18 protein-coding genes are annotated in these 25,673 nt (G+C 71.2%); 10 read left to right on the forward strand and 8 right to left on the reverse strand.

Annotation, left to right across the window (positions count from 1 at the left end):
* Window positions 1–104 precede the first annotated feature (104 nt).
* The 5 genes from ACF08F_RS20005 (at window position 105) to ACF08F_RS20025 (ending at window position 6,807) form a co-directional block, all read left to right on the forward strand.
* Window positions 105–794 (forward strand): histidine phosphatase family protein, encoded by a 690-nt coding sequence (locus tag ACF08F_RS20005; protein ID WP_392299864.1) that lies wholly within the window; start codon window positions 105–107, stop codon window positions 792–794.
* 67 nt (window positions 795–861) lie between these two features.
* The gene (locus ACF08F_RS20010; protein WP_150271872.1) at window positions 862–1,452 is read left to right on the forward strand and encodes a DUF3090 domain-containing protein; all 591 of its coding nucleotides are present in this window, start codon (window positions 862–864) and stop codon (window positions 1,450–1,452) included.
* Complete coding sequence (locus ACF08F_RS20015; RefSeq protein ID WP_392299865.1) at window positions 1,449–2,255, forward strand: SCO1664 family protein; 807 nt, start codon at window positions 1,449–1,451, stop codon at window positions 2,253–2,255. Before ACF08F_RS20010 ends, ACF08F_RS20015 begins: the two co-directional genes overlap by 4 nt.
* Window positions 2,256–2,405: 150 nt before the next feature.
* Window positions 2,406–3,635, forward strand: coding sequence for a cysteine--1-D-myo-inosityl 2-amino-2-deoxy-alpha-D-glucopyranoside ligase (gene mshC / locus ACF08F_RS20020; protein ID WP_392299866.1), 1,230 nt, complete (start codon window positions 2,406–2,408; stop codon window positions 3,633–3,635).
* A 115-nt stretch (window positions 3,636–3,750) separates the two neighbouring features.
* The gene (locus tag ACF08F_RS20025) at window positions 3,751–6,807 is read left to right on the forward strand and encodes an NPCBM/NEW2 domain-containing protein (protein ID WP_392299867.1); all 3,057 of its coding nucleotides are present in this window, start codon (window positions 3,751–3,753) and stop codon (window positions 6,805–6,807) included.
* Between the two features lie 189 nt (window positions 6,808–6,996).
* On the opposite strand, the gene ACF08F_RS20030 is transcribed toward ACF08F_RS20025, so the two are convergent.
* The 6 genes from ACF08F_RS20030 to ACF08F_RS20055 form a co-directional block, all read right to left on the reverse strand.
* Window positions 6,997–8,061: a PAC2 family protein gene (locus ACF08F_RS20030; protein WP_392299868.1), complete on the reverse strand. Its 1,065-nt coding sequence runs from the start codon at window positions 8,059–8,061 to the stop codon at window positions 6,997–6,999.
* A 141-nt stretch (window positions 8,062–8,202) separates the two neighbouring features.
* Window positions 8,203–9,264, reverse strand: coding sequence for an LLM class flavin-dependent oxidoreductase (locus ACF08F_RS20035; protein WP_392299869.1), 1,062 nt, complete (start codon window positions 9,262–9,264; stop codon window positions 8,203–8,205).
* Between the two features lie 100 nt (window positions 9,265–9,364).
* On the reverse strand, window positions 9,365–10,969 hold the full coding sequence (locus tag ACF08F_RS20040) for an FAD-dependent oxidoreductase (protein WP_392299870.1): 1,605 nt from the start codon (window positions 10,967–10,969) through the stop codon (window positions 9,365–9,367).
* Window positions 10,970–10,975: 6 nt separating this feature from the next.
* The gene (gene glpK / locus ACF08F_RS20045) at window positions 10,976–12,502 is read right to left on the reverse strand and encodes a glycerol kinase GlpK (RefSeq protein ID WP_392299871.1); all 1,527 of its coding nucleotides are present in this window, start codon (window positions 12,500–12,502) and stop codon (window positions 10,976–10,978) included.
* A gap of 35 nt (window positions 12,503–12,537) precedes the next feature.
* Window positions 12,538–13,296, reverse strand: coding sequence for an MIP/aquaporin family protein (locus ACF08F_RS20050; protein ID WP_141297402.1), 759 nt, complete (start codon window positions 13,294–13,296; stop codon window positions 12,538–12,540).
* 310 nt (window positions 13,297–13,606) lie between these two features.
* A complete protein-coding gene (locus ACF08F_RS20055) occupies window positions 13,607–14,371 on the reverse strand; it encodes an IclR family transcriptional regulator (RefSeq protein ID WP_392299872.1) in 765 nt (254 codons plus the stop codon).
* A 244-nt stretch (window positions 14,372–14,615) separates the two neighbouring features.
* On the opposite strand from ACF08F_RS20055, the gene metH reads away from it, so the two are divergent.
* The 4 genes from metH (at window position 14,616) to ACF08F_RS20075 (ending at window position 22,667) form a co-directional block, all read left to right on the forward strand.
* Window positions 14,616–18,128 carry a methionine synthase gene (gene metH, locus ACF08F_RS20060; RefSeq protein ID WP_392299873.1) on the forward strand — a complete coding sequence of 1,171 codons (3,513 nt, stop codon included), beginning with the start codon at window positions 14,616–14,618 and terminating at the stop codon, window positions 18,126–18,128.
* 130 nt (window positions 18,129–18,258) lie between these two features.
* Window positions 18,259–18,957 (forward strand): HAD family hydrolase, encoded by a 699-nt coding sequence (locus ACF08F_RS20065; RefSeq protein ID WP_392299874.1) that lies wholly within the window; start codon window positions 18,259–18,261, stop codon window positions 18,955–18,957.
* A 463-nt stretch (window positions 18,958–19,420) separates the two neighbouring features.
* A complete protein-coding gene (locus tag ACF08F_RS20070; RefSeq protein WP_392299875.1) occupies window positions 19,421–21,010 on the forward strand; it encodes an ABC transporter substrate-binding protein in 1,590 nt (529 codons plus the stop codon).
* Window positions 21,011–21,086: 76 nt separating this feature from the next.
* On the forward strand, window positions 21,087–22,667 hold the full coding sequence (locus tag ACF08F_RS20075; RefSeq protein ID WP_392299876.1) for an ABC transporter substrate-binding protein: 1,581 nt from the start codon (window positions 21,087–21,089) through the stop codon (window positions 22,665–22,667).
* A gap of 65 nt (window positions 22,668–22,732) precedes the next feature.
* Here ACF08F_RS20075 and ACF08F_RS20080 read toward each other — a convergent pair whose 3' ends face one another.
* Window positions 22,733–23,407 carry a response regulator gene (locus ACF08F_RS20080; RefSeq protein ID WP_392299877.1) on the reverse strand — a complete coding sequence of 225 codons (675 nt, stop codon included), beginning with the start codon at window positions 23,405–23,407 and terminating at the stop codon, window positions 22,733–22,735.
* A gap of 46 nt (window positions 23,408–23,453) precedes the next feature.
* A complete protein-coding gene (locus ACF08F_RS20085; RefSeq protein WP_392299878.1) occupies window positions 23,454–24,356 on the reverse strand; it encodes a RecB family exonuclease in 903 nt (300 codons plus the stop codon).
* 180 nt (window positions 24,357–24,536) lie between these two features.
* Between ACF08F_RS20085 and ACF08F_RS20090 the strand changes: the two genes are divergently transcribed.
* Complete coding sequence (locus tag ACF08F_RS20090; protein WP_392300121.1) at window positions 24,537–25,670, forward strand: site-2 protease family protein; 1,134 nt, start codon at window positions 24,537–24,539, stop codon at window positions 25,668–25,670.
* Window positions 25,671–25,673 lie beyond the last annotated feature (3 nt).

The following is a 25,673-nucleotide window of genomic DNA, read 5'->3' on the forward strand; positions in this document are numbered from 1 at the left end:
CCAGAAGGGCGTCCAGGTTTGTCTTCACACACTGACCAACGGGCGCCCTTCGCCATGGTCGCGACCAGCACGGAAATCGGACTCATTCATCTAGGCTGGCCCGCATGGCCACGTTGATCCTCGTCCGGCACGGACGCTCCACCGCCAACACCTCCGGAGTCCTCGCCGGGCGCATGCCCGGGGTCGCGCTCGACGAGCGCGGCGCGGCGCAGGCCGCCGCGCTGCCCGGGCGGCTCGCGGGCGTGCCGCTCGCCGCGGCCGTCTCCAGCCCCCTCCAGCGCTGCCAGGAGACCCTGCGGCCGCTGCTCGACGCCCGCCCGGACCTCCCGCTCCACGTCGAGGAGCGGATCAGCGAGTGCGACTACGGCGACTGGTCCGGCCGCAAGCTGGCCGAGCTGAGCGACGATCCGCTGATGGAGGTCGTCCAGGCCCACGCCTCCGCGGCCGCCTTCCCCGGCGGCGAGTCGATGCGCGCCATGCAGAACCGCGCCGTGGAGGCCGTACGGGACTGGAACGCCCGGATCGAGGCCGAGCACGGCGAGGACGCCACGTACGTCATGTGCTCCCACGGGGACATCGTCAAGTCGATCGTGGCGGACGCCCTCGGCCTCCACCTCGACCTCTTCCAGCGGATCCACGTCGACCCCTGCTCGGTCACCGTCATCCGCTACACGCGGCTGCGCCCCTTCCTCCTCCGCCTCGGCGACACCGGTGACTTCGCCGCGCTCGTCCCCCGGGAGGCCCCCGACAACAGTGGTGCGGCGGAGGTCGGGGGTGGTGCGGGCGCACCGTGATCCCTCCGCGCAGTAGGGTGGTTGCGCCGCTGTAGTACGACTGTCGAGACTTTAGGGAGCCGGGAACGTGTCCCGTCAGGTGTTCCTCTACGACCCACCGGAGCGTTTCGTGGCCGGCACGGTCGGACTGCCTGGCCGCCGTACGTTCTTCCTCCAGGCGTCCGCGAGCGGCCGGGTCACGAGTGTCGCGCTGGAGAAGGCGCAGGTCGCCGCGCTCGCCGAGCGCATCGACGAGCTCCTGGACGAGGTCGTGCGCCGCACCGGCGGCAACGCCCCCGTCCCCTCGATCGCCCCCGCCGACAGCGCGGACACGGCCCCCCTCGACGCGCCCGTCGAGGAGGAGTTCCGGGTCGGCACCATGGCGCTCGCCTGGGACGGCGAGGAGCAGCGCCTGATCGTCGAGGCGCAGGCGCTCGTCGAACTCGACGTGGAGTCCGAGGAGGACCTCGCCGAGGCCGAGGAGCGCCTGCTCCAGGACGAGGAGAACGGTCCGCCGATGCTCCGCGTCCGGCTCACCGGCTCCCAGGCCCGGTCCTTCGCCAAGCGGGCCCTGGACGTCGTCAACGCCGGCCGGCCGCCGTGCCCGCTGTGCAGCCTGCCGCTCGACCCCGAGGGGCACGTCTGCCCGCGCCAGAACGGATACCGCCGCGGAGCATGAGCAGCAGCCCCGAGACCCTGCCGGCCGCCGAGCTGCTCGCGCACGGTGAGCTCACCGTGCGCGGCCGGGTCGGCGAGGCGTCCAACGCCGTGCTGTACTGCTCCGTCGCGTACGAGGGCCGTGAGGCGGCCTGCGTGTACAAGCCGGTCGCGGGGGAGCAGCCCCTGTGGGACTTCCCGGACGGCACCCTCGCGCAGCGCGAGGTCGCCGCGTACGAGATCTCCGAGGCCACCGGCTGGGGCCTGATCCCGCCGACGGTGCTCCGCGAGGGACCGTACGGGGAGGGCATGGTCCAGCTGTGGATCGAGGCCGACCCGGAGGCGCGGCTGCTCGCCCTCACCGAGGAGGACGAGGCCGGGGACGGCTGGAAGGCCGTCGGGCCCGCGCAGATCGCCGAGGGCCGTACCGCGCTCCTCGTCCACGCCGACACCCCGGAGCTGCGGCGGCTCGCCGTCCTGGACGCCGTCATCAACAACGGCGACCGCAAGGGCGGGCATCTGCTGCCGGCCCCCGACGGCCGGCTGTTCGGCATCGACCACGGGGTCACCTTCCACGTCGAGGACAAGCTGCGCACCCTCCTGTGGGGCTGGGCGGGCGAGGAGCTGCCCGCCGAGGCCGCCGAGGTCCTCGACGGCCTCGACCGCTTCCTGGCGCCCGGAGCGCCCCTCGCGACCCGTCTGGCGGAACTGCTGACCGGCGCCGAGGTGGCGGCCGTGCGCGCGCGCGTGGCCGCGCTGCGGGCGAGCGGGCGGCACCCTGAGCCCTCGGGGCTGTGGCCGCCGATCCCCTGGCCGCCGGTCTGAGGCCCGACCGAAAGGTTTCGGCCATCGCGGGAGGGGGGTCTGCACCCCTGGGGGGTATGCACGCAAGCCTCCGACCCGCAAGAGCGCCTAATCGGTCAAGATCCCGGATCCGGTTCGTATCCGGAACACCTGTCCGGTTACGCTCGGGTCATGCATGCCTGGCCCGCTTCTGAGGTCCCCGCCCTTCCCGGCAAGGGCCGCGACCTCCGGATCCACGACACCGCGACCGGCGGACGAGTCACCCTCGCCCCCGGCCCCGTCGCCCGTATCTACGTCTGCGGCATCACGCCGTACGACGCGACCCACATGGGTCACGCGGCGACCTACAACGCGTTCGACCTCGTTCAGCGCGTGTGGCTCGACACCAAGCGGCAGGTGCTGTACGTCCAGAACGTGACGGACGTGGACGACCCGCTCCTTGAGCGCGCCATCCGTGACGGCATCGACTGGGTCGGCCTCGCCGAGCGCGAGACCGCCCTCTTCCGCGAGGACATGACCGCCCTGCGGATGCTGCCCCCGCAGCACTACATCGGCGCCGTCGAGGCCATACCGGGCATCATCCCGCTCGTCGAGCAGCTCAGGGACTCCGGCGCGGCGTACGAGCTCGAAGGGGACATCTACTTCTCCGTCGACGCCGACCCGCACTTCGGCCAGGTCTCGAACTACTCCGCCGAGCTGATGCGCCACCTCTCCGCCGAGCGCGGCGGCGACCCCGAGCGCCCCGGCAAGAAGAACCCGCTCGACCCGATGCTGTGGATGGCGGCCCGCGAGGGCGAGCCGAGCTGGGACGGCGGCAGCCTCGGCGCCGGGCGTCCGGGCTGGCACATCGAGTGCGTCGCCATCGCCCTGGACCACCTGGGCATGGGCTTCGACGTGCAGGGCGGCGGCTCCGACCTGATCTTCCCGCACCACGAGATGGGCGCCTCCCACGCCCAGTCCCTCACCGGCGAGTTCCCGATGGCCAAGGCGTACGTCCACGCCGGCATGGTCGGCCTCGACGGCGAGAAGATGTCCAAGTCCCGGGGCAACCTCGTCTTCGTCTCGCGCCTGCGCCGCGACGGCGTCGACCCGGCCGCCATCCGGCTCGCGCTCCTCTCCCACCACTACCGTGCCGACTGGGAGTGGACCGACCAGGTCCTCCAGGACGCCGTGGATCGGCTCGACCGCTGGCGCGCCGCGGTCTCCCGCCCCGACGGCCCGTCCGCCGACGCGCTCGTCGAGGAGGTCCGCGAGGCCCTCTCCGACGACCTCGACGCCCCGGCCGCCCTGGCCGCGGTCGACCGCTGGGCCGCGCTCCAGACCGCCGAGGGCGGCACGGACGAGTCCGCCCCCGGTCTCGTCTCCCGCACCGTCGACGCACTCCTGGGCGTCGCCCTGTAAGGGAGCGCTTCGGAGCAACCGGCTTTCGGGCAACCGCCCTCGGACTTCCCGACGAAGTCCGAGGGCGGTTCCTTTTGTCCTGTCGCGATGCTCGAATCTGCGCTAAATAAGCCTCATGCAATCATCAATGCGCATGAGAGCTGCAGTCGCCGGTGCACTGCTCGGGTTGCTCACCGCCTTCGCGGGACCCGGTGGCAGCGCCTCGGCCGACCCGTCCGACACCACCGTCGGAGACGTCACCGGCTTCGCCGCCGACGGAGCCGCCTACCGGCTGACCGCGGGCCAGGCGGAGGCCCGCGTCTCCTTCGTCACCGCCGACACCTTCCGCATCGAACTCGCCCCCGACGGCAAGTTCACCGACGCCACCGGCACCGACATCGTCCTGCCGCAGGGCCCGCCCCCGGCCACCCGGTGGCGCGACCTCGGCGACCGGTACGAACTCGGCACCTCCGCGGTCACCCTCCGCGTCACCAAGTCGCCGCTGCGCTTCTCGGCCGTACGCGCCGACGGCACCCCGCTCTGGTCCGAGTCCCAGGGCCTCACCTGGAACCAGGACCGCACCACCCAGACCCTCGCCCGGGGCGCCGACGAGCAGTTCTACGGCGCCGGCATGCAGAACGGCCGCGGCAACACCACCCACCGCGACAAGACGGTCGAGGTCGCCGTCGACTACAACTGGAACGACGGCGGCCACCCCAACTCCGTGCCGTTCTACCTCTCCTCGGCCGGCTACGGCGTCTTCCGCAACACGTACGCGCCCAACACCTACGCCTTCACCCAGCCCGTCACCACCACCGCGAAGGAACGGCGCTTCGACGCCTACTACTTCGCCGGCACCGGCCAGGACGCGCTCAAGGACGTCATCGGCCAGTACACCCGCCTCACCGGCAAGCCCTTCCTCCCGCCCGTCTACGGCCTGGAGATCGGCGACGCCGACTGCTACCTCCACAACGCCAACCGCGGCGAACGCCGCACCCTCGACGCCCTGAAGGTCGCCGACGGCTACGTCGAGAACGACATGCCCAACGGCTGGATGCTCGTCAACGACGGCTACGGCTGCGGCTACGAGAACCTCGCCGAGGCCTCCACCGGCCTGGGTGAGCGGGGCATGAAGCTCGGCCTGTGGACCGAGGACGGCCTCGACAAGCTCGCCGACCAGGTCAAGGCCGGCCAGCGGGTCGCCAAGCTCGACGTCGCCTGGGTCGGCGCGGGCTACAAGTTCGCCCTCGACGGCTGCAAGGACGCCCACGCCGGCATCGAGGCGAACAGCGACGCCCGCGGCTTCACCTGGGCCCCCGAGAGCTGGTCCGGCGCCCAGCGCTGCGGCGTCCAGTGGTCCGGAGACCAGGCGGGCAGCTGGGAGTACATCCGCTGGCAGATCCCCACCTACGCCGGCGCCTCCATGTCCGGCCTCGCCTACACCACCGGCGACGTCGACGGCATCTTCGGCGGCAGCGCCAAGACGTACACCCGCGACCTCCAGTGGAAGACCTTCCTGCCGGTCACGATGACCATGGACGGCTGGGCCGCCAGCGATAAGCAGCCCTTCCGGTACGGCGAGCCGTACACCTCGATCAACCGCGCCTCCCTCAAGCTCCACGAGGCCCTGCTCCCGTACATCTACAGCCACGCCCACCGCGCCACGAAGACCGGCGTCGGCCTCGCACGGCCGCTCGTCCTGGAGTACCCGGACGACCCGAAGGCCGCGAGCGAGGCGGCGAAGTACCAGTTCCTCAGCGGCGAGGACTTCCTCGTCGCCCCCGTCTACCAGGACGCCGTCGAACGCGACGGCATCTACCTCCCCAAGGGCACCTGGATCGACTACTGGAGCGGGCGCACCTACGAGGGCCCCGTCACCGTCGACGACTACAGCGCCCCGCTCGACACCCTGCCCCTCTTCGTCCGGGCCGGGGCGACCGTCCCCATGTGGCCCGGAGACATCCGCTCGTACACCGACCGCGCCCCCGGCGACCCGATCGCCTGGGACGTCTACCCGAAGGGCGACTCCTCCTTCGAGCTGTACGAGGACGACGGCGTCACCCGCGAACACCGCGGCGGCAGGTACGCCACCCAGCGCGCCGAGGTCCGCGCCCCGAACGGCGGCCCCGGCGACGTCACCGTCCGCATCGGCGCGAGCAAGGGCACGTACACCGGGAAGCCCACCGCCCGGCCGTACGCCTTCACCGTCCACACCGGCGACGCCCCCGGCGCCGTCCGGCTCGACGGGACCAGGCTGCCCGCCCTCACCTCCCGCGCCGCCTTCGACGCGGCCGCCCAGGGCTGGTGGTACGACCGCGACGACCGCGGGGGAGTGGTCCGGATCAAGACCGCGGCCCTCTCCACCGACCGCGCCTTCGAGCTGCGGCTGACCGAGACCAGCGCGGTCGGCGGCGCCGTACCGGGCGCGCCCGCCACCCTCGCCGTCCCCACCGGCCAGGAGCTCGGCGCGGGCACCCCGAGCACGGTCGCGGTCGACGTCACCGCGGGCACCCGGGACGCCACCGACGTCCGCGTCACGCTCGCCGCACCGGCCGGCTGGCAGGTCACCCCGGCCGCACCGATCGGCCGGATCCCGGCCGGCACCACCCGGCGCGTGGACGTGGCCGTCACCCCCGCCGCGGACGCGAAGCCCGGCGACGCCACCCTCACCGCGAGCGCGCGCCACCGCGCCGCGGGCACCGACCGCACCGCCACGCAGCGGTTCTCGGTCGGCGTGATGCCCCCGCCGCCGACGGCCGACGCCTGGGCGAGCGACCTGGTCTGGCTGCGCTCCACGAACGGCTGGGGGCCGCCCGAACGCGACCGCTCCAACGGTGAGTCCGGCGCGGCCGACGGCCGGCCGCTCACCCTGGCGGGGAAGACCTACGAGAAGGGGATCGGCGCCCACGCCGACTCCGACATCGAGGTCTACCTCGGCGGGCGCTGCACCGCCCTCACCGCGGACGTCGGCATCGACGACGAGATCAACGGCTACGGGGACGTGGCCTTCTCGGTCGAGGCGGACGGCAAGGTCCTGTGGACCTCGCCCCGGCTGACGGGCGCGTCCGCGACCCTGCCGGTGGACGTCGACGTGACCGGGGCCCGGCACCTCCGGCTGCGGATCACGGACACCAACGGGTCGAAGAGCGGCGACCACGGCGACTGGGCGGCGGCCCGGTTCACCTGCGCGTGACCGCGTGACCGCGTGACCGCGTGGCGAGCGACGGCCGTCCGACGTAGGGACGGACGGCCGTCCGTACGACGTACTGACGGACTGCCAGGACCGTCGCACCGTCCCGCGGTCTTACGCGGTCCCGCCCGGTCACACGGTCCGACACACGTACGGGAGGGGCGCCCTCGGGCACCCCTCCCGTACCGACCGCTACTCCTGGGAGTCGCCGTCCCCGCTCTCGCCGGGCGGCTCGTCCGCCGGCCCTTCGCCGGCCTGCTCCGGTCCCGCTCCGGACCCCGGCACCGACTCCGGCCCGGGTCCCGGCGCCGGCCGCTCCGGCCTCGGGGGCCTCGTCCGGCCGCTCCCGGGATCCCGCAGGAACGGCGAGTCGCCGCCCTCCGTCGCCACCCCGGGGCCGCCCCCGGGCCCGGTGCCCGGCTCGCGCCGCCGCAGATAGCGCTCGAACTCGCGCGCGATGGCCTCGCCCGAGGCCTCCGGCAGCTCCGCCGTGTCCCGCGCCTCCTCCAGCGTCTGCACGTACTCGGCGACCTCGCTGTCCTCGGCGGCCAGCTGGTCCACGCCCAGCTGCCACGCGCGCGCGTCCTCGGGCAGCTCGCCCAGCGGGATGCGCAGACCGATGAGGTCCTCCAGGCGGTTGAGCAGCGCGAGCGTCGCCTTCGGGTTCGGCGGCTGCGACACGTAGTGCGGCACCGCCGCCCACAGGCTCACCGCGGGCACGCCCGCGTGCGTGCACGCCTCCTGGAGGATGCCGACGATGCCCGTCGGACCCTCGTACCGGGTCTCCTCCAGGTCCATCGTCCGCGCCAGATCCGGATCGGACGTCACCCCGCTGACGGGGACGGGCCGGGTGTGGGGCGTGTCCCCGAGCAGCGCGCCCAGGATCACGACCATCTCCACCCCCAGCTCGTGGGCGAAGGCGAGCAGCTCGTTGCAGAAGGAGCGCCAGCGCATCGAGGGCTCGATCCCGCGCACGAGCACCAGGTCACGGGGCTTGTCGCCGCCGATCCGGACCACGGAGAGCCGGGTCGTCGGCCAGGTGATCTTCCGGACCCCGTTGTCCAGGAAGACCGTGGGACGGTTGACCTGGAAGTCGTAGTAGTCCTCGGCGTCGAGGGCCGCGAACACCTCGCCCTTCCATTCCCGGTCCAGATGGGCGACCGCGGTGGAGGCGGCGTCGCCGGCGTCGTTCCAGCCCTCGAACGCGGCCACCATGACCGGGTCGATCAGCTCGGGTACCCCCTCGAGCTCGATCACCCAGCGCCTCCTTTTCGAAGTTCCTGTCGTACGGACCAACCTTACGGCTTTCCGGCGGTCCGCCCGCAGCCCCCGGACAGCCCCGAAAACCCGTGCGGCCTTGATCGACTACCCAGGAACTCGCCTCCGCACACGGCGGTCTCACTCCTCCCAGAGCGTGCTCGGCGCCTCCCTCCGGACGACCGGCGCGATCTCCTCGGCGAAGCGCTGGAGCGTCTCCGTCTGCTCGGCCGTGGACCGGCCGAAGCCGTCGACCGTGACGGACTGAAGGTCGTGCCCGTAGTGCTCGTGGTAGCCGAGGATCTTGTCGATGATCTGCTGCGGCGAGCCGATCAGCTGGGGCCCGCCCGCGATCGCGTCCTCGATCGTGCGGAACGGGGTGTTGTAGCCGGTCCTGCCCTCCAGGTGCGGGCGGAAGCTCTGCCGCACCTTCGCCTCGTACAGGTCCCGGTAGCGGGCGACGGCCTGCTCGGCGGTGTCGGCGATGAGCAGCCCGCCCGAACCGGCCGCCACGCGCGCGTGGGCCGGATCGTGCCCGTACTCCTCGAACTTCTCGCGGTAGTGGGCGATGAGCCGCGCGTACGCCTCCCTCGGCTGGATCGCGTTGGCGGTGAAGAGGGGGTCGCCGTGCTTCGCCGCGAGCTCGGGGGAGTTGAGGCTGGTCGCCGAGCCGTGCCAGATCCGCGGCGGACCGGCGTACGGGCGGGGGATCGTGGTGACGCCCTTCAGCGGCGGCCGGAACTCGCCCTCCCAGTCGACGCCCTCCTCCGTCCAGAGCCGGCGGAGCAGCTCGTACTTCTCCTTCTGGAGGTCCCACTGCCGCTCCTCGTCCAGGCCGAAGAGGTCGAAGTGACCGGCCTCCGCGCCCTTGCCGACGACGAGTTCGAGCCGGCCCCTGGAGAGCTGGTCGAGGGTGGCGTAGTCCTCGGCGACCCGGACGGGGTCGAGGACCGCGACGACGGTGACGCCGGTGAGGAGCCGGATCCGGGTGGTGCGGGCCGCCAGCGCGGCGAGGAGCACGGTCGGCGCGGAGGAGAGGAACGGGCCCGCGTGCCGCTCGCCGACCGCGTACGCGTCGAAGCCGAGCCGCTCGGCGGTCTCGCCGAGCGCGACGACCTGCTCCAACCGGTCCGCGGCGGAGAGGAGTTCGCCGGTGAGCGGGTGCGGGGAGTGGGGGACGATCGAGAGGACCTGGAATCTCATGCCTCCACTCTGCGCGCGGAGTGTTGCGGCGGTGTGGACGGCGCGTGGCACGCCTCAGGGGCGGCCCCTCGAAGAGGAACCGCCCCTGGGTGTACGGGTGTTACTTCCGCAGCATCGATTCGACACCGGCGCGGACCTCGTCCGTCGCCAGGCCCCGTATGGTCAGCGTCGTACGGCGGCGCAGCACGTCGTCCGCGGTCTCGGCCCACTCGTGGTCGCGGGCGTAGGCGACCTGCGCCCAGATCTCGGGAGCGTCCGGGTGGATGCGCTCGGCGAGCTCCGGGTTCTCGTTCGCCATGCGGGCGATGTCGAAGGAGAGCGAGCCGTAGTGCGTGGCCAGGTGCTTGGCCGTGTCGGCGGCCATCCGCGGGCCGGGCGCCGGGCCGTCGACGAGCAGCCGGTGCGCGACCGCGTTCGGGTTGGCGATGCCGGGCAGCGGGAGCCGCTTCGGCAGCGTCGAGACCGACTCGTAGTCCTCGCCCAGCGGGTGGCCGGGGAGCTGCTCCAGCTTCTTCATGACCGTGCGGCCGATGTGGCGGAAGGTCGTCCACTTGCCGCCGGCCACCGACAGCATGCCGCCGCGGCCCTCGGTGACGACCGTCTCGCGCTTGGCCTTCGAGGTGTCGCCGGGACCGCCCGGGAGCACCCGCAGACCGGCGAAGGCGTAGGTGATCAGATCGCGTGAGAGCTGCTGGTCGCGGATGGAGAACGCGGCCTCGTCCAGGATCTGGGCGGTGTCCTTCTCGGTGACCTCGACCTGGCCGGGGTCGCCCTCGTACTCCTCGTCGGTCGTGCCGAGGAGCAGCATGTCCTCCCAGGGGAGGGCGAAGGTGATGCGGTACTTGTCGATCGGGGTCGCCAGCGCGGCCTTCCACGGCGAGGTCCGCTTGAGGACCAGGTGCGCGCCCTTGGAGAGGCGGATGGAGGGGGCCGCGTTCGGGTCCTCCATCTTGCGCAGGTGGTCGACCCACGGGCCCGTCGCGTTGAGCACGAGGCGGGCGGTGACGCCGAACTCGTCGCCGCTGGTGCGGTCCTTGAGCTCGGCGCCGGTGACCCGGCCGCGGGTGAAGCGCAGCCCGGTGACCTCGGCGTGATTGAGGACGGTGGCCCCGGCGTCGACCGCGGCGCGGACCGTCATCAGCGCCATGCGGGCGTCGTTCATCTGGTCGTCGCCGTAGACGGCCACGGCCTTCAGGTTGTCCGTCCGCAGCTCCGGCACGTCCTGGGCGGCCTTGGCGGGGGAGAGCAGGTGCCCGACGCCGTCACCGAAGGCCGAGAGGGCGCTGTAGGCGAAGACGCCGGCGCCGAGCTTGGCCGCGCCGTGCGGGCCGCCCTTGTAGACGGGCAGGTAGAACGTGAGGGGGTTGGCGAGGTGCGGTGCCACCTGGCGGGAGACCGCACGCCGCTCGAAGTGGTTCTCCGCGACCAGCTTCACCGCGCCGGTCTGCAGGTAGCGCAGACCGCCGTGGAGGAGCTTCGAGGAGGCGGAGGAGGTGGCGCCGGCGAAGTCGCCGGCGTCCACCAGGGCCACCCGCAGGCCCGACTGCGCGGCGTGCCAGGCGGTGGAGATGCCCAGGATGCCGCCGCCGATCACCAGGAGGTCGTACGTCGCCTTGGAAAGCTGGTCCCGGGTCTCGGCGCGGCTCGGGAGAGAGCCGGACGCCGGGTGCGTCCCAAGGGCAGGGACGCTCTGCAGGGTGGTCATGTCGTCTTACTCCTCGTCCTCGATCCAGCCCATGGTCCGCTCGACGGCCTTGAGCCAGCTCTTGTACTCGCGGTCACGCTTGTCGGCGTCCATGCGAGGGGTCCATTCCGCGGCACGGCGCCAGTTGGCGCGCAGCGCGTCGGTGTCCGGCCAGAAGCCGACGGCCAGGCCGGCGGCGTAGGCGGCACCGAGGCAGGTCGTCTCGGCGACCATCGGACGCACGACCGGCGCGTCCAGGAAGTCCGAGAGCGTCTGCATCAGCAGGTTGTTGGAGGTCATGCCGCCGTCGACCTTGAGCGCGGTCAGCTCGACGCCGGAGTCCTTCGTCATGGCGTCGGTGATCTCGCGGGTCTGCCAGGCGGTGGCCTCCAGGACGGCACGGGCGATGTGCGCCTTGGTGACGTACCGGGTGAGGCCGGCGATCACGCCGCGGGCGTCGGAGCGCCAGTAGGGGGCGAACAGGCCCGAGAAGGCCGGCACGAAGTAGGCGCCGCCGTTGTCCTCGACCGAGGACGCGAGGGTCTCGATCTCGGCGGCGGACTTGATCAGGCCCATCTGGTCGCGCATCCACTGCACCAGCGAACCGGTGACGGCGATCGAGCCCTCCAGGGCGTAGACCGGCTTGGCGTCGCCGATCTGGTAGCCGACCGTGGTCAGCAGGCCGCTGTAGGAGTTGATGATCTTGTCGCCGGTGTTCATCAGCATGAAGGTGCCGGTGCCGTACGTGGACTTGGCCTCGCCCTCGGCGAAACAGGTCTGGCCGAAGAGGGCGGCCTGCTGGTCGCCGAGCGCGGAGGCGACCGGGACGCCGTCGAGGACTCCGCCCTTGACCGTGCCGTACACCTCGGCGGAGGAGCGGATCTCCGGCAGCACCGCGGCCGGGATCTCCATCGACTGCAGGATCTTCTCGTCCCAGCTCATGGTGTGCAGGTTCATGAGCATGGTGCGCGAGGCGTTGGTGACGTCGGTGACGTGGTGGCCGCCGTCGACACCGCCGGTCAGGTTCCAGATGACCCAGGAGTCCATGGTGCCGAAGAGGATGTCGCCGCGCTCGGCGCGCTCGCGCAGGCCCTCGACGTTGTCGAGGAGCCAGCGGACCTTGGGGCCGGAGAAGTACGAGGCGAGCGGCAGGCCGGTCTCGCGGCGGAAGCGGTCCTGGCCGACGTTGCGGCCGAGCTCCTTGCAGAGGGCGTCGGTGCGGGTGTCCTGCCAGACGAGGGCGTTGTGGACGGGTTCACCGGTGTGCCTGTCCCAGAGCAGCGTGGTCTCGCGCTGGTTGGTGATGCCGATGGCCTTGACGTCGGCCGAGGTGATCTCCGCCTTGGCGAGGGCGCCGGCGACGACCTCCTGGACGTTGGTCCAGATCTCGGCGGCGTCGTGCTCGACCCAGCCCGGCTTCGGGAAGATCTGCTCGTGCTCCTTCTGGTCGACGGAGACGATCCGGCCGTCCTTGTCGAAGACGATGCAGCGCGAGGAGGTGGTGCCCTGGTCGATGGCCGCGATGAAGGGGCCGGACGTGTGTGCGTCGGTCACGGTGTGCTCCAAGGGAGGTCAGGGAGAAGGACGGCTCAGGCGAACGCGATGTTGTAGATACCCGCGGCGATGGCGCCACCGATCAGCGGACCGGCGACCGGGATCCAGGCGTAGCTCCAGTCGGAGCCGCCCTTGTTCGGCAGCGGGAGCAGGGCGTGCACGATGCGCGGACCGAGGTCACGGGCCGGGTTGATGGCGTAGCCGGTCGGGCCGCCGAGCGAGAGGCCGATCGAGACGACGACGAAGGCGGTGATGAGCGCCCCTATGACGCCGAGGCCCTTGCCGCTGTCGTTGAGGCCCTGGGTGAGCACGGCCAGGACCAGCACGACCGTGCCGATGATCTCGGTGGCCAGGTTCTGCCAGGTGTTCCGGATCTCGGGGCCGGTGGAGAAGATGCCGAGCACCGGGCCGGGGCCCTCGATCGGCTTCTCGCCGACGGTCTCCGGGTCCCTGAGGTGGGCCTGGAACTGTCCGTAGTAGGTCACCCAGACCAGCGCGGCGCCGATCATCGCGCCGAGCATCTGGCCGGCGACGTAGACCGGGACGTTGCCCCAGTCGCCGTCCTTGATCGCGATTCCGACCGTGACGGCGGGGTTCAGATGGGCGCCGGAGAGGGAAGCCGTCATGTAGACGGCCGTCATCACGGCGAAGCCCCACCCGAAGGTGATCGCGAGCCAGCCCGCGTTGCGGGCCTTCGAGCTCTTGAGCGTGACGGCGGCGCAGACACCGCCGCCGAGCAGGATGAGTACGGCGGTACCGATGGTCTCGCCGAGGAAGATGTCGGAGCTGGACACCCGCGACTCCTTTGTCCTTCGTCCAGGGGAAGGCGAACCCCGGGTCCCACCGGTGGTCCGCGCCCTCGTGTGAGGGCGTTGTCGGCCCTTGGCACTGCCACACTCTAGCGCCTATTGCCGTTAGGTGTTCGGCATTGCCGACCGATGCACGGAAGTTTTGCCCCCGGCTTAACAGCGCGTCAAGGGTCCGGGAAGCGAAAAACCCGCCGATAACGGGATCGTTACCGGCGGGTTTTTGTTGACGGGGCGTCGGATCGCGGTACGGCGTCCGGTGGGTGCCCGTGGGCGCCCCGCGTGCCGTCGCGCGATGTCAGAAGCGGCCGGCCCCCAGGTCCCGCGAGACGGCGCGGGCGCAGTCCCGTACCGCCGCCACCAGCTCGGGCCGCAGCTCCCCGCCCGGGCAGAGCCGCTCCACCGCGCCCGTGACCGCCACCGCGCCGACCGGCATCCGCCGCCGGTCGTGGATCGGCGCCGCCACCGAGGCCACGCCCTCCCAGGTCTCCTCCACGTCCGCCGCCCAGCCCTTGGCCCGGGTGAGGTCGAGCAGCGACTCGAAGGCGGGCAGCTCCGTGGTCGTCCGGGGCGTGAACGCCTCCCGATCCACCTCCAGCACCTCGCTGTGGGCCACCGGGTCGTAGGCCGAGAGGACCTTGCCCAGTGCGGTGGAGTGCAGCGGCTGCATGGCCCCCACCTCCAGGACCTGACGGCTGTCGTCCGGCCGGAAGACGTGGTGCACGATCAGGACGCCCCGCTGGTGCAGCACCCCCAGGTGCACGCTCTCGCCGCTCGACCGCGCGAGGTCGTCCGTCCAGACGAGGGCCCGGGCCCGCAGCTCGTGCACGTCCAGATAGCTGTTCCCGAGCCGCAGCAGCTCCGCCCCCAGCTGGTAGCGGCCCGAGGCCGCCTCCTGCTCCACGAAGCCTTCCGCCTGGAGCGTGCGCAGGATGCCGTGGGCCGTGCCCTTCGCGAGCCCCAGCGAGGACGCGATGTCGGACAGGCCGAGCCGGCGCTCGCCGCCCGCGAGCAGTCGCAGCATCGCCGCCGCCCGTTCAAGCGACTGGATGTTCTTCGCCATCGCCCGACCCTTCTCCCTCTTCACGCTGTTCGACAATGCTGAACACTATCGGTCGATGCCGACCTTGGCTCACACAAGACAGTGTCGGTCAAGAACGGTCCGTACCGGGAGTCCCCGCACACAGGATGCCGTCCGGCCCGTGGGACACCATGTCCACCCCGGGCCGAGCGCGGTTACGCTGACCCCGTGCACCCTCCACCGAGAGTGCAAAGCCGACAGCCGTCGCATCCCAGGGAGCTCATCCATGGCCTCGTTGCCGACCCCTTCCGCTGACAGCCGGAACCGCGCCGCAGCCCTCCGCGAGGCACTCGCCAGTCGAGTGGTCGTCGCCGACGGAGCCATGGGCACCATGCTCCAGGCACAGGACCCCACCCTCGAGGACTTCCAGAACCTCGAAGGCTGCAACGAGATCCTGAACGTGACCCGACCTGACATCGTTCGCTCGGTCCACGAGGCGTATTTCGAGGTCGGCGTCGACTGCGTCGAGACGAACACCTTCGGTTCCAACCACTCGGCCGCCGGCGAGTACGAGATCGCCGACCGCATCTTCGAGCTCTCCGAGGCCGGCGCCCGGATCGCCCGCGAGGTCGCCGACGAGTACGGCGCCAAGGACGGCCGCCAGCGCTGGGTGCTGGGCTCCATCGGCCCCGGCACCAAGCTGCCGTCGCTCGGCCACACCACGTACGACGTCCTGCGCGACGGCTACCAGCAGAACGCCGAGGGCCTGCTGGCCGGCGGCTCGGACGCCCTGATCGTCGAGACGACCCAGGACCTGCTGCAGACCAAGTCCAGCCTCATCGGCGCCCGCCGCGCCATGGACGCCCTCGGCGTCGACGTGCCGCTCATCTGCTCGCTCGCCTTCGAGACCACGGGCGTCATGCTGCTCGGCTCGGAGATCGGCGCGGCGCTGACCGCGCTCGAACCGCTCGGCATCGACATGATCGGCCTGAACTGCTCCACCGGCCCCGCCGAGATGAGCGAGCACCTGCGCTACCTCGCCCGCCACTCGCGCACGCCGCTGATGTGCATGCCCAACGCCGGCCTGCCCATCCTGACCAAGGACGGCGCGTACTTCCCGCTGTCCCCGGCGGAGATGGCCGACGCCCAGGAGAACTTCGTCCGCGACTACGGCCTGTCGCTGATCGGCGGCTGCTGCGGCTCGACGCCCGAGCACCTGCGCCACGTCGTCGACCGGGTGCGCGGCGTCACGCCCCCCGAGCGCACGCCCCACCCCGAGCCCGGCGCCGCCTCGCTCTACCAGACGGTCCCGTTCCGCCAGGACACCTCGTACATGGCGATCGGCGAGCGGACGAACGCCAACGGCTCGAAGAAGTTCCGCGAGGCCATGCTGGACGGCCGCTGGGACGACTGCGTCGAGATGGCCCGGGACCAGATCCGCGAGGGCGCGCACATGCTCGACCTCTGCGTCGACTACGTCGGCCGCGACGGCGTCGCCGACATGGAGGAGCTGGCCGGCCGGTTCGCCACCGCGTCCACCCTGCCGATCGTCCTCGACTCCACCGAGGTCGACGTCATCCAGGCCGGTCTGGAGAAGCTCGGCGGCCGCGCCGTCATCAACTCCGTCAACTACGAGGACGGCGACGGCCCGGAGTCCCGCTTCGCCAAGGTCACCCGGCTGGCGCAGGAGCACGGCGCCGCGCTCATCGCCCTGACCATCGACGAGGAGGGCCAGGCCCGTACCGTCGAGAACAAGGTCGCCATCGCCGAGCGGATCATCGACGACCTCACCGGCAACTGGGGCATCCGTGAGTCCGACATCCTCATCGACACCCTGACCTTCACGATCTGCACCGGTCAGGAGGAGTCGCGCAAGGACGGCATCGCCACGATCGAGGCGATCCGCGAGCTGAAGCGCCGCCACCCGGAGGTCCAGACGACCCTGGGTCTGTCGAACATCTCCTTCGGCCTCAACCCGGCCGCGCGCATCCTCCTCAACTCGGTCTTCCTCGACGAGTGCGTGAAGGCCGGCCTCGACTCGGCGATCGTGCACGCCTCGAAGATCCTGCCGATCGCCCGTTTCGACGACGAGCAGGTCACCACCGCCCTCGACCTGATCTACGACCGCCGGGCCGAGGGCTACGACCCGCTGCAGAAGCTGATGGCGCTCTTCGAGGGCGTCAACACCAAGTCGCTGAAGGCCGGCAAGACCGAGGAGCTCCTCGCGCTGCCGCTCGACGAGCGGCTCAAGCGCCGGATCATCGACGGCGAGAAGAACGGCCTGGAGGCGGACCTCGACGAGGCCCTCGTCGAGCGCGCGGCCCTCGACATCGTCAACGACACCCTCCTCGACGGCATGAAGACCGTCGGCGAGCTCTTCGGCTCCGGCCAGATGCAGCTGCCGTTCGTGCTCCAGTCCGCCGAGGTCATGAAGACGGCGGTCGCCCACCTCGAACCGCACATGGAGAAGTCCGACGCCGAGGGCAAGGGCACGATCGTCCTCGCCACCGTCCGCGGAGACGTCCACGACATCGGCAAGAACCTCGTCGACATCATCCTCTCCAACAACGGCTACAACGTCGTCAACATCGGCATCAAGCAGCCCGTCTCCGCGATCCTGGAAGCCGCCGAGGAGCACAAGGCCGACGTCATCGGCATGTCCGGCCTCCTCGTGAAGTCCACCGTGATCATGAAGGAGAACCTCCAGGAGCTGAACCAGCGCGAGCTGGCCGCCAAGTACCCCGTGATCCTCGGCGGCGCCGCCCTCACCCGCGCCTACGTCGAACAGGACCTCCACGAGATCTACCAGGGCGAGGTCCGGTACGCCCGCGACGCCTTCGAGGGCCTGCGCCTCATGGACGCCCTCATCTCCGTCAAGCGGGGTGTCCCCGGCGCCGCGCTCCCCGAGCTCAAGCAGCGCCGTGTCGTGAAGCGGGACGCGGCGGCCCTCCAGGTCGAGGAGCAGGAGCCCGCCGGCCGGTCCGACGTGGCCACCGACAACCGGGTGCCCACGCCGCCCTTCTGGGGCACGCGGGTCGTCAAGGGCATCCCGCTCAAGGAGTACGCGTCCTGGCTCGACGAGGGCGCCCTCTTCAAGGGCCAGTGGGGCCTCAAGCAGAACCGGGCCGGGGACGGACCCTCGTACGAGGAGCTCGTCGAGACCGAGGGCCGGCCGCGGCTGCGCGGCTGGCTGGAGCGCCTCCACACGGAGAACCTCCTGGAGGCGGCCGTCGTCCACGGCTACTTCCCCTGCGTCTCCAAGGGCGACGACCTGATCATCCTGGACGAGGCCGGGAACGAGCGGACCCGCTTCTCCTTCCCGCGCCAGCGCCGGGGCCGCCGCCTCTGCCTCGCGGACTACTTCCGCCCGGAGGAGTCCGGCGAGACCGACGTCGTCGGCCTCCAGGTCGTCACCGTCGGCTCGAAGATCGGCGAGGCCACCGCCAAGCTCTTCGAGTCCGACTCCTACCGCGACTACCTGGAGCTGCACGGCCTCTCCGTCCAGCTCGCCGAGGCCCTCGCCGAGTACTGGCACGCGCGCGTCCGCGCCGAGCTGGGCTTCGGCGGCGAGGACCCGGCGGCCGTCGAGGACATGTTCGCGCTGAAGTACCGCGGCGCGCGCTTCTCCCTCGGCTACGGCGCCTGCCCCGACCTGGAGGACCGCGCGAAGATCGCGGACCTGCTGCAGCCGGAGCGGATCGGCGTGCACCTGTCGGAGGAGTTCCAGCTCCACCCCGAGCAGTCCACCGACGCCATCGTGATCCACCACCCGGAGGCGACGTACTTCAACGCCCGGTGAGCGCCGCGAGGTAAATCCGAGCGCCTGGGGCGCCTGCGACGTACACTTGTCGGTCCAGTGCAGGCCGGTCTTCCTCCCCGTACCGGGGAGGGGGGCCGGCCTTCTCGTCCCTCCAAGGAAGGTGTGCCGGATGACCAGTACGGTGCCCGCGTCCCTGTTCCGTGCGAACGGAAGCTCCGCCCTGCAGGCGGTCTTCCTCGACATGGACGGGACCCTCGTCGACACGGAGGGGTTCTGGTGGGACGCCGAGGTCGAGGTCTTCGCGGACCTCGGACACCGGCTGGACGAGGCCTGGCGGGACATCGTCGTCGGCGGCCCCATGACCCGCAGCGCGGGCTACCTCATCGACTCCACCGGCGCCGACATCACGGTCGCCGAGCTGACGGTCCTGCTCAACGAGAAGTTCGAGCAGCGCATCGCCCGGGGCGTCCCGCTCATGCCCGGCGCCGAGCGGCTCCTCGCCGAGCTGGCCCGGCACAACATCCCCACCGCGCTGGTCTCCGCCTCGCACCGGCGGATCATCGACCGGATCCTCGCCTCGCTCGGCCGGGACCGCTTCGCGCTCACCGTCGCCGGGGACGAGGTCGGCCGCACCAAGCCGCACCCCGAGCCCTATCTGACGGCCGCGCGCGGCGTGGGCGCCGACCCGACGCTCTGTGCCGTCATCGAGGACACGGCGACCGGTGTGGCGGCCGCCGAGGCCGCGGGATGCCGGGTCGTCGCGGTGCCCTCCGTCGCCCCGATCGCGCCGTCCCCGGGCCGCGTCGTGGTGAGTTCCCTGGAGGAAGTCGACGTGCCCTTCCTGCGCACTTTGATCACCCGCATCTGAGCTTCTTCTGAGCTTTCCCGAAGGACCGCGCTTTCTCGCCGCGGAAATCGGCCAGGCCATTCACCGATAAAGCCTCCACGTGACCTTCGTCACCCAGAGTGCCCGCCGGTGGGTGGCCTGGATGCGTGAGGTGACCGGAATCATCTGGTTTCGGCGATCCCATCTGTCCCGGTTCGGTGGCCCCCGTCCGCATCGCGGCGCCGCATGACTATCGAGCCTTCCGTATTCATGATCACTGTGCGATTACCCCGGCCCTGCCCGCGGTCGGGCAATAGGGGCCGCGCCCACTAATCTTTCGCGAGTACTTCGCCGTATAACCGCGTGCACCGGCGCACACCCAAGTCGCCGTGAGCACAGGACCGATCGCAACACCCGGCCCGATCGCTCCCGCCCCGACCGGGCGGCCGGCGGCGGAGTGTCCCAGACCGCTGTATCCCAGTGCCGGATGAGGAGAACGTCCCTGATGAACCGCAAGACCCTGGTGCTGCCCGCCGCGGCCGTACTGCTGGCCCCCCTGCTCGCCGCCTGTGGCGGAGCGGAGGACGGCAGAGCCATCGTCGTCGGCACCACGGACCAGTTCATCGCGACCCAGGACGCCCCCGCCCCGCTCGACCCGGCCTTCGCCTACGACACCGGCACCTGGAACATCCTGCGACAGACCGTCCAGACGCTGCTGCACGTGCCCCGCGGCGGCGGTGAGCCCGTCCCCGAGGCCGCCCAGAGCTGCGGCTTCTCCGACAAGGCCAGCGAGAGCTACCGCTGCAAGCTCCGCCCCGGCCTCACCTTCGCCGACGGCACGCCGGTCACCGCCGAGGACGTCAAGTACTCCATCGAGCGCGTCCTGAAGATCAAGTCGGACAACGGAACGGCCGCGCTCCTCGCCGGCATCGACACCGTCGAGGCCAAGGGCGCCGACGAGGTCGTCTTCCACCTCAAGGCCCCCGACGCCACCTTTCCGTACAAGCTCTCGACCCCCGTCGCCGGCATCCTCAGCAAGGACAAGTACCCCGCCGACAAGCTCCGCGACGGCTTCGACGTCGACGGCTCGGGCCCGTACACGATGAAGGTCGAGCGCGAGGGCGAGAAGGCCGCCCGCTTCGTCTTCACCAGGAACCCGAAGTACAAGGGCGACATCGTCCCGCGCAACGACAAGGTCGAGCTGCGCGCCTTCGCCGACGCCGGCGCCATGGGCAAGGCCCTGGAGAGCGACGACATCGACATGATGGCCCGCTCGCTGTCGCAGAAGCAGATCCGGGAGCTCACCGAGACCCCCAAGGAACGCATCCGCGTCACCGAGGTCCCCGGCCTGGAGATCCGCTACCTCGGCTTCAACACCAAGGACCCCTCCGTCAAGGAGAAGGCCGTACGCCAGGCCATGGCCGCCGTCGTCGACCGCGGCGCCCTCGTCAACGGCGTCTACGGCCCCACCGCCGAGCCGCTGTACTCGCTCATCCCCTCCAGCATCACCGGCCACGCCACCCCCTTCTACGACGCGTACGGCGACTCCGACACCGCCCGCGCCACGAAGATCCTCAAGGACGCCGGAGTCAGCACCCCGGTCAAGGTGACCCTGAACTACACCACCGACCACTACGGCTCCGAGACCGCCCAGGAGTTCGAGGCGCTCAAGAAGCAGCTGGACGCCAGCGGCCTCTTCTCCGCCACCACCCGCGGCGCGGAGTGGTCCACCTTCCGCCCGGCGCAGAAGCGCGGCGACTACGCCGTCTACGGACTCGGCTGGTTCCCGGACTACCCGGACCCGGACAACTACATCGCTCCCTTCCTGGACAGCGACAACTTCCTCAACACCCCGTACGTCAACAAGGTCGTCCGCGACCAGCTCATCCCGCGGTCACGCCGGCAGGCCGACCGCACCGCCGCAAGCCCCGTCTTCGGGCAGATCCAGAAGATCGTCGCCGAGGACGTGCCCGTCCTGCCGCTGTGGCAGGGCAAGCAGTACGTCGCCGCACGCGACGACCTCTCGGGGGTCGAGTACGCGCTCAACACGTCCTCCGACCTGCTGCTCTGGGAACTGGGCCGCGGCACCGCATAACCACCCGCGACAGGATCGGTTACCGGCCGCGCACCAGCGCGCGGCCGGCCTGGCAAGAGATCAAGAGGCAAGTTCTGTGAAGGCACACAACAAGTGGCTGACGGCCCCGCTCGCCGCGGGGCTGTCCGCCGCCCTCCTCAGCGGCTGCGGCACCGAGCAGGGCGGAGGCTCGGGCTCCGGCGGCGGCATACGCGTCGGCATGTCCGACGAGATCCTCGCCACCGACCCGGCGGCCGGCTACGACCCCGGCTCCTGGCTGCTGTTCAACAACGTCTTCCAGTCCCTGCTGGCCTTCCCCAAGGGCGGTGCCGAGCCCGAGCCCGAGGCCGCCGACAAGTGCGCCTTCACCTCGGGCAGCAAGGTGTACACCTGCACCCTCCGGGACGGCCTCACCTTCTCCAACGGCAACGCGCTCACCTCGAAGGACGTCAAGTTCTCCTTCGAGCGGGCCCTCAAGATCGCCGACCCGTCCGGTCCCGCGCCGCTGCTCTCCAGCATCGCGTCCATCGAGACCCCCGACGAGAAGACCGTCGTCTTCCGCCTCAAGGTCCCGGACGCCACCTTCCCCAGCAAGATCGCCTCCGGCGCCGGCTCCATCGTCGACCACCGGGACTACCCCGCCGACGCCCTGCGCACCGACGGCAAGGCCACCGGCTCCGGCCCCTACAAGCTGGACTCCTTCAGCGAGACCGAGGCCACCTTCTCCGCCAACCCCAACTACAAGGGCACCGCCAAGCCCAAGAACGGGGCCATCACCCTCAAGCTCTACGGCGGAGACCGCGCCGCCCTCTCCAAGGGCCTCGCCGACGGTGACATCGACGTCGCCTACCGAGGCCTCGCCGCCGACGACATCGCCGCGCTCGAGAACTCCGACACCACGGACGACCGGGGCATCGAGGTCATCCAGGGCACCAGCGCCGAGGTCCAGCACCTCGTCTTCAACGTGAACGACCCCGTGGTCGGCAAGCTCGGCGTCCGCAAGGCCATCGCCCACCTCGTCAACCGCGAGGAGCTCGTCGAGAACGTCTACAAGTCGACGGCCACGCCGCTCTACTCGATCGTCCCCTCGGGCATCGCCGGTCACAACACCGCCTTCTTCGACACCTACGGCAGCCCCGACACGGCCAAGGCGAAGAAGGCCCTGCGCGACGCGGACATCAAGGGCAAGGTCAAGCTCACCCTCTGGTCCACGCCCAGCCGCTACGGCCCGGCCACCGACCAGGAGCTCAAGGCCATCGCCGGCCAGCTCAACGCCAGCGGACTCTTCGAGGCCGACGTCAAGTCCGTCGCCTTCGACCAGTACGAGAAGGACATCGCCGCCGGCAAGTACGGCGTCTACGTCAAGGGCTGGGTCCCCGACTACCCCGACGCCGACAACTTCACCGCCCCCTTCTTCGGCGAGGGCAACGTCCTCGGCAACGGCTACGAGAACGCCACCATCACCGGCAAGATCCTCCCGAAGACCGCCGGCCTCGCCGACCGCGCCGCCTCCTCCGACGAGTACGGGCAGCTCCAGGACCTCGTCGCCGAGGAACTCCCGCTCCTCCCGCTCTGGCAGGGCAAGCAGTACGCCGTCGCCCGCGACGACGTCACCGGCCTCGAATGGACCCTCGACGCGTCCACCGTCTTCCGCTTCTGGGAGCTGAAGAAGGGCTGAGCCCGCACCACGGAGGGCCCGGCGCGCGACACGCGCACCGGGCCCTCCGCCGTACCCGCGACCGGCTACTGATTGCCGCCGGGCCGCACCAGACCGCTCTCGTACGCGTACACCGCGGCCTGCACCCGGTCCCGCAGGCTCAGCTTCGTCAGCACATGGCCCACATGCGTCTTCACCGTCGTCTCGCTGACGAACAGGTCCGCCGCGATCTCCGCGTTCGACAGGCCCCGCGCCACCAGCTTCAGCACCTCGACCTCACGGTCGGTCAGCGTGCTCAGGGCGTCCGGCACCTGCTCCTCACCCGTCGGCAGATGCGCCGAGTACTTGTCGAGCAGCCGGCGCGTGATCGACGGCGCCAGCATCGCCTCGCCCGCCGCCACCACCCGGATCGCCTGCACCAGCTCGTTCGCCGGGGCGTCCTTCAGCAGGAAGCCGCTCGCCCCCGCCCGCAGCGCCTCCACCACGTACTCGTCCAGGTCGAACGTGGTCAGCACCAGCACCTTCGCCGGACCGTCCCGGCCCGGACCCGTGATCTGCCGGGTCGCCTCCACACCGTCCATCCGCGGCATGCGGATGTCCATCAGGACCACGTCCGGCTGCAGCGCACGCACCTGCTCCTGCGCCTGGAGACCGTCACCGGCCTCGCCCACCACCGCGATGTCCTGCTCCGCCTCCAGAATCATCCGGAAGCCGGTGCGCAGCAGCGGCTGATCGTCGACCAGGAGGACGCGGATCGTCACAAGGACTCCTTCACGGGGCGGGCTGAGCTCACGGCACGGGCCGCCGTCACGGTGCCGACGGCGCCGGGTCCATTCTGCCCTGCCCGGATTCACCCGACTCCGGCGGGCGCGCGGCAACGATCTTCAGCGGATACACCGGGGGAGTCCCCCCGAACTCCGGACAGACCTCCTGGTGGTCGCACCAGCCGCACAGCTTCGTCGGCCGCGGCCGCCAGTCACCCGTCTCCGTCGCCAGCCGGATCGCGTCCCACAGCGCCAGGAGCTTCCGCTCCACCCGCAGCAGGTCCGCCTCCACCGGGTCGTACGTCAGCACGTCCCCGCTGCCCAGATAGACCAACTGCAACCGCCGCGGCAGCACCCGCTTCAGCCGCCACACCACCAGCGCGTAGAACGTCATCTGGAACAGCGCGCCCTCGCGGTACTCGGGCCGCGGCGCCTTGCCCGTCTTGTAGTCGACGATCCGCACGTCGCCCGAGGGCGCCACGTCGACCCGGTCGATCACCCCGCGCAGCCGCAGCCCCGAATCCAGCTCCGTCTCCACGAACAGCTCGCGCTCGGCCGGCTCCAGCCGCGTCGGGTCCTCCAGCGTGAACCAGCGCTCGACCAGCCGCTCCGCCTCACCCAGCCACCCCGCGAGCCGCTCCCCGTCCGGATCCTCCGCGAACAGCTCGCCCAGCTCCGGCTTCGCCTCCAGGAGCCGCTCCCACTGCCCCGGAACCATCGCCTTCGCCCGCGGCGCCGTCCGCTCCGCCGCCGCATCGTCGAAGAGCCGCTCGAGCACCGCGTGCACCAGCGTGCCCCGGGTCGCCGCCGCACTCGGCTTCTCCGGCAGCCGGTCGATCACCCGGAACCGGTACAGCAGCGGACACTGCATGAAATCGCTCGCCCGCGACGGCGACAACGACATGGGCGCCCGGGGCTCCGCCGGCACCTGCTCGCTCGTACTCATGACACAGACCCTACGACCCGCCACCGACAGCGAGCGGAATACCATCGACCTGGGACCCCGTCGCACTGCATGATCGAACCGTGACGCACCGACGTGGTCCACACGTCGCGACGAAAGGAACCCGTGAACCAGGACGAGCCCAAGCCGCAGCGGACCGAGGAGCCCGGCGGCGGGATCCTCATGGGCCGCCCCTTCGGCGTGCCCGTCTACGTCGCACCCAGCTGGTTCCTGGTCGCCGCCCTCATCACCTGGGTCTTCGGCGACCAGATCGAGCGGGTCCTGCCCGAACTCGGCGCCGCCCGCTACCTCGTCTCCCTCTTCTTCGCCGTCGCCTTCTACGCCTCCGTACTCGTCCACGAGCTGGCCCACACGATCGCCGCGCTCCGCTTCAAGCTGCCCGTGCGCCGCATCCAGCTCCAGTTCTTCGGCGGCGTCTCCGAGATCGAGAAGGAGACCGAGACCCCCGGCCGCGAGTTCGTCCTCGCCTTCGTCGGCCCGCTCCTCTCCCTCGTCCTCTCCGGCGTGTTCTACCTCTCCCTGTACCTGGTCGAGCCCGGCACCGTCCCCGGAGTCCTCCTCGCCGGCCTGATGATCTCCAACCTGATCGTCGCCGCCTTCAACCTGCTCCCGGGCCTCCCCCTCGACGGCGGCCGCATGCTCCGCGCGGTCGTCTGGAAGATCACCGGCAAGCCCATGACCGGCACCGTCGCGGCCGCCTGGGTCGGCCGCGCCCTCGCCGTCCTCGTCCTCGTCGGCCTGCCCCTGCTCACCCGCACCGGCTTCCTCGGCAACTCCACCGACGACATCAGCGGACTCGACACCGTCACCGACGCCCTCCTCGCCGCCATCCTGGCCGCGATCATCTGGACCGGCGCCGGCAACAGCCTCCGCGTGGCCCGGCTCCGCGAGCACCTCCCCGAGCTCCGCGCCCGCACCCTCACCCGGCGCGCCATCCCCGTCGAACCCGCCACCCCCCTCTCCGAGGCCCTCCGCCGCGCCAACGAGGCCGGCGCCCGCGCCCTCGTCGTCGTCGACGGCGTCGGCGACCCCACCGGCATCGTCCGCGAGGCCGCCATCGCCGCCGTGCCCCAGCACCGCCGCCCCTGGGTCGCCGTCAGCGCCCTCACCCAGGACCTCGTGGACGGGATGCGCGTCCCCGCGGAACTCACCGGCCAGCCCCTCCTCGACCACCTCCGCGCCAGCCCCGCCACCGAGTACCTCGTCGTCGAGGAGACCGGGGAGATCTACGGAGTCCTCGCCACCACCGACGTGGAGCGCGCCTTCGTCCGGGCCATGGCGCGACCGTCTTCGTAACCC

This window comes from Streptomyces sp. NPDC015130, assembly GCF_043080005.1.
Classification (GTDB): Bacteria; Actinomycetota; Actinomycetes; order Streptomycetales; family Streptomycetaceae; genus Streptomyces.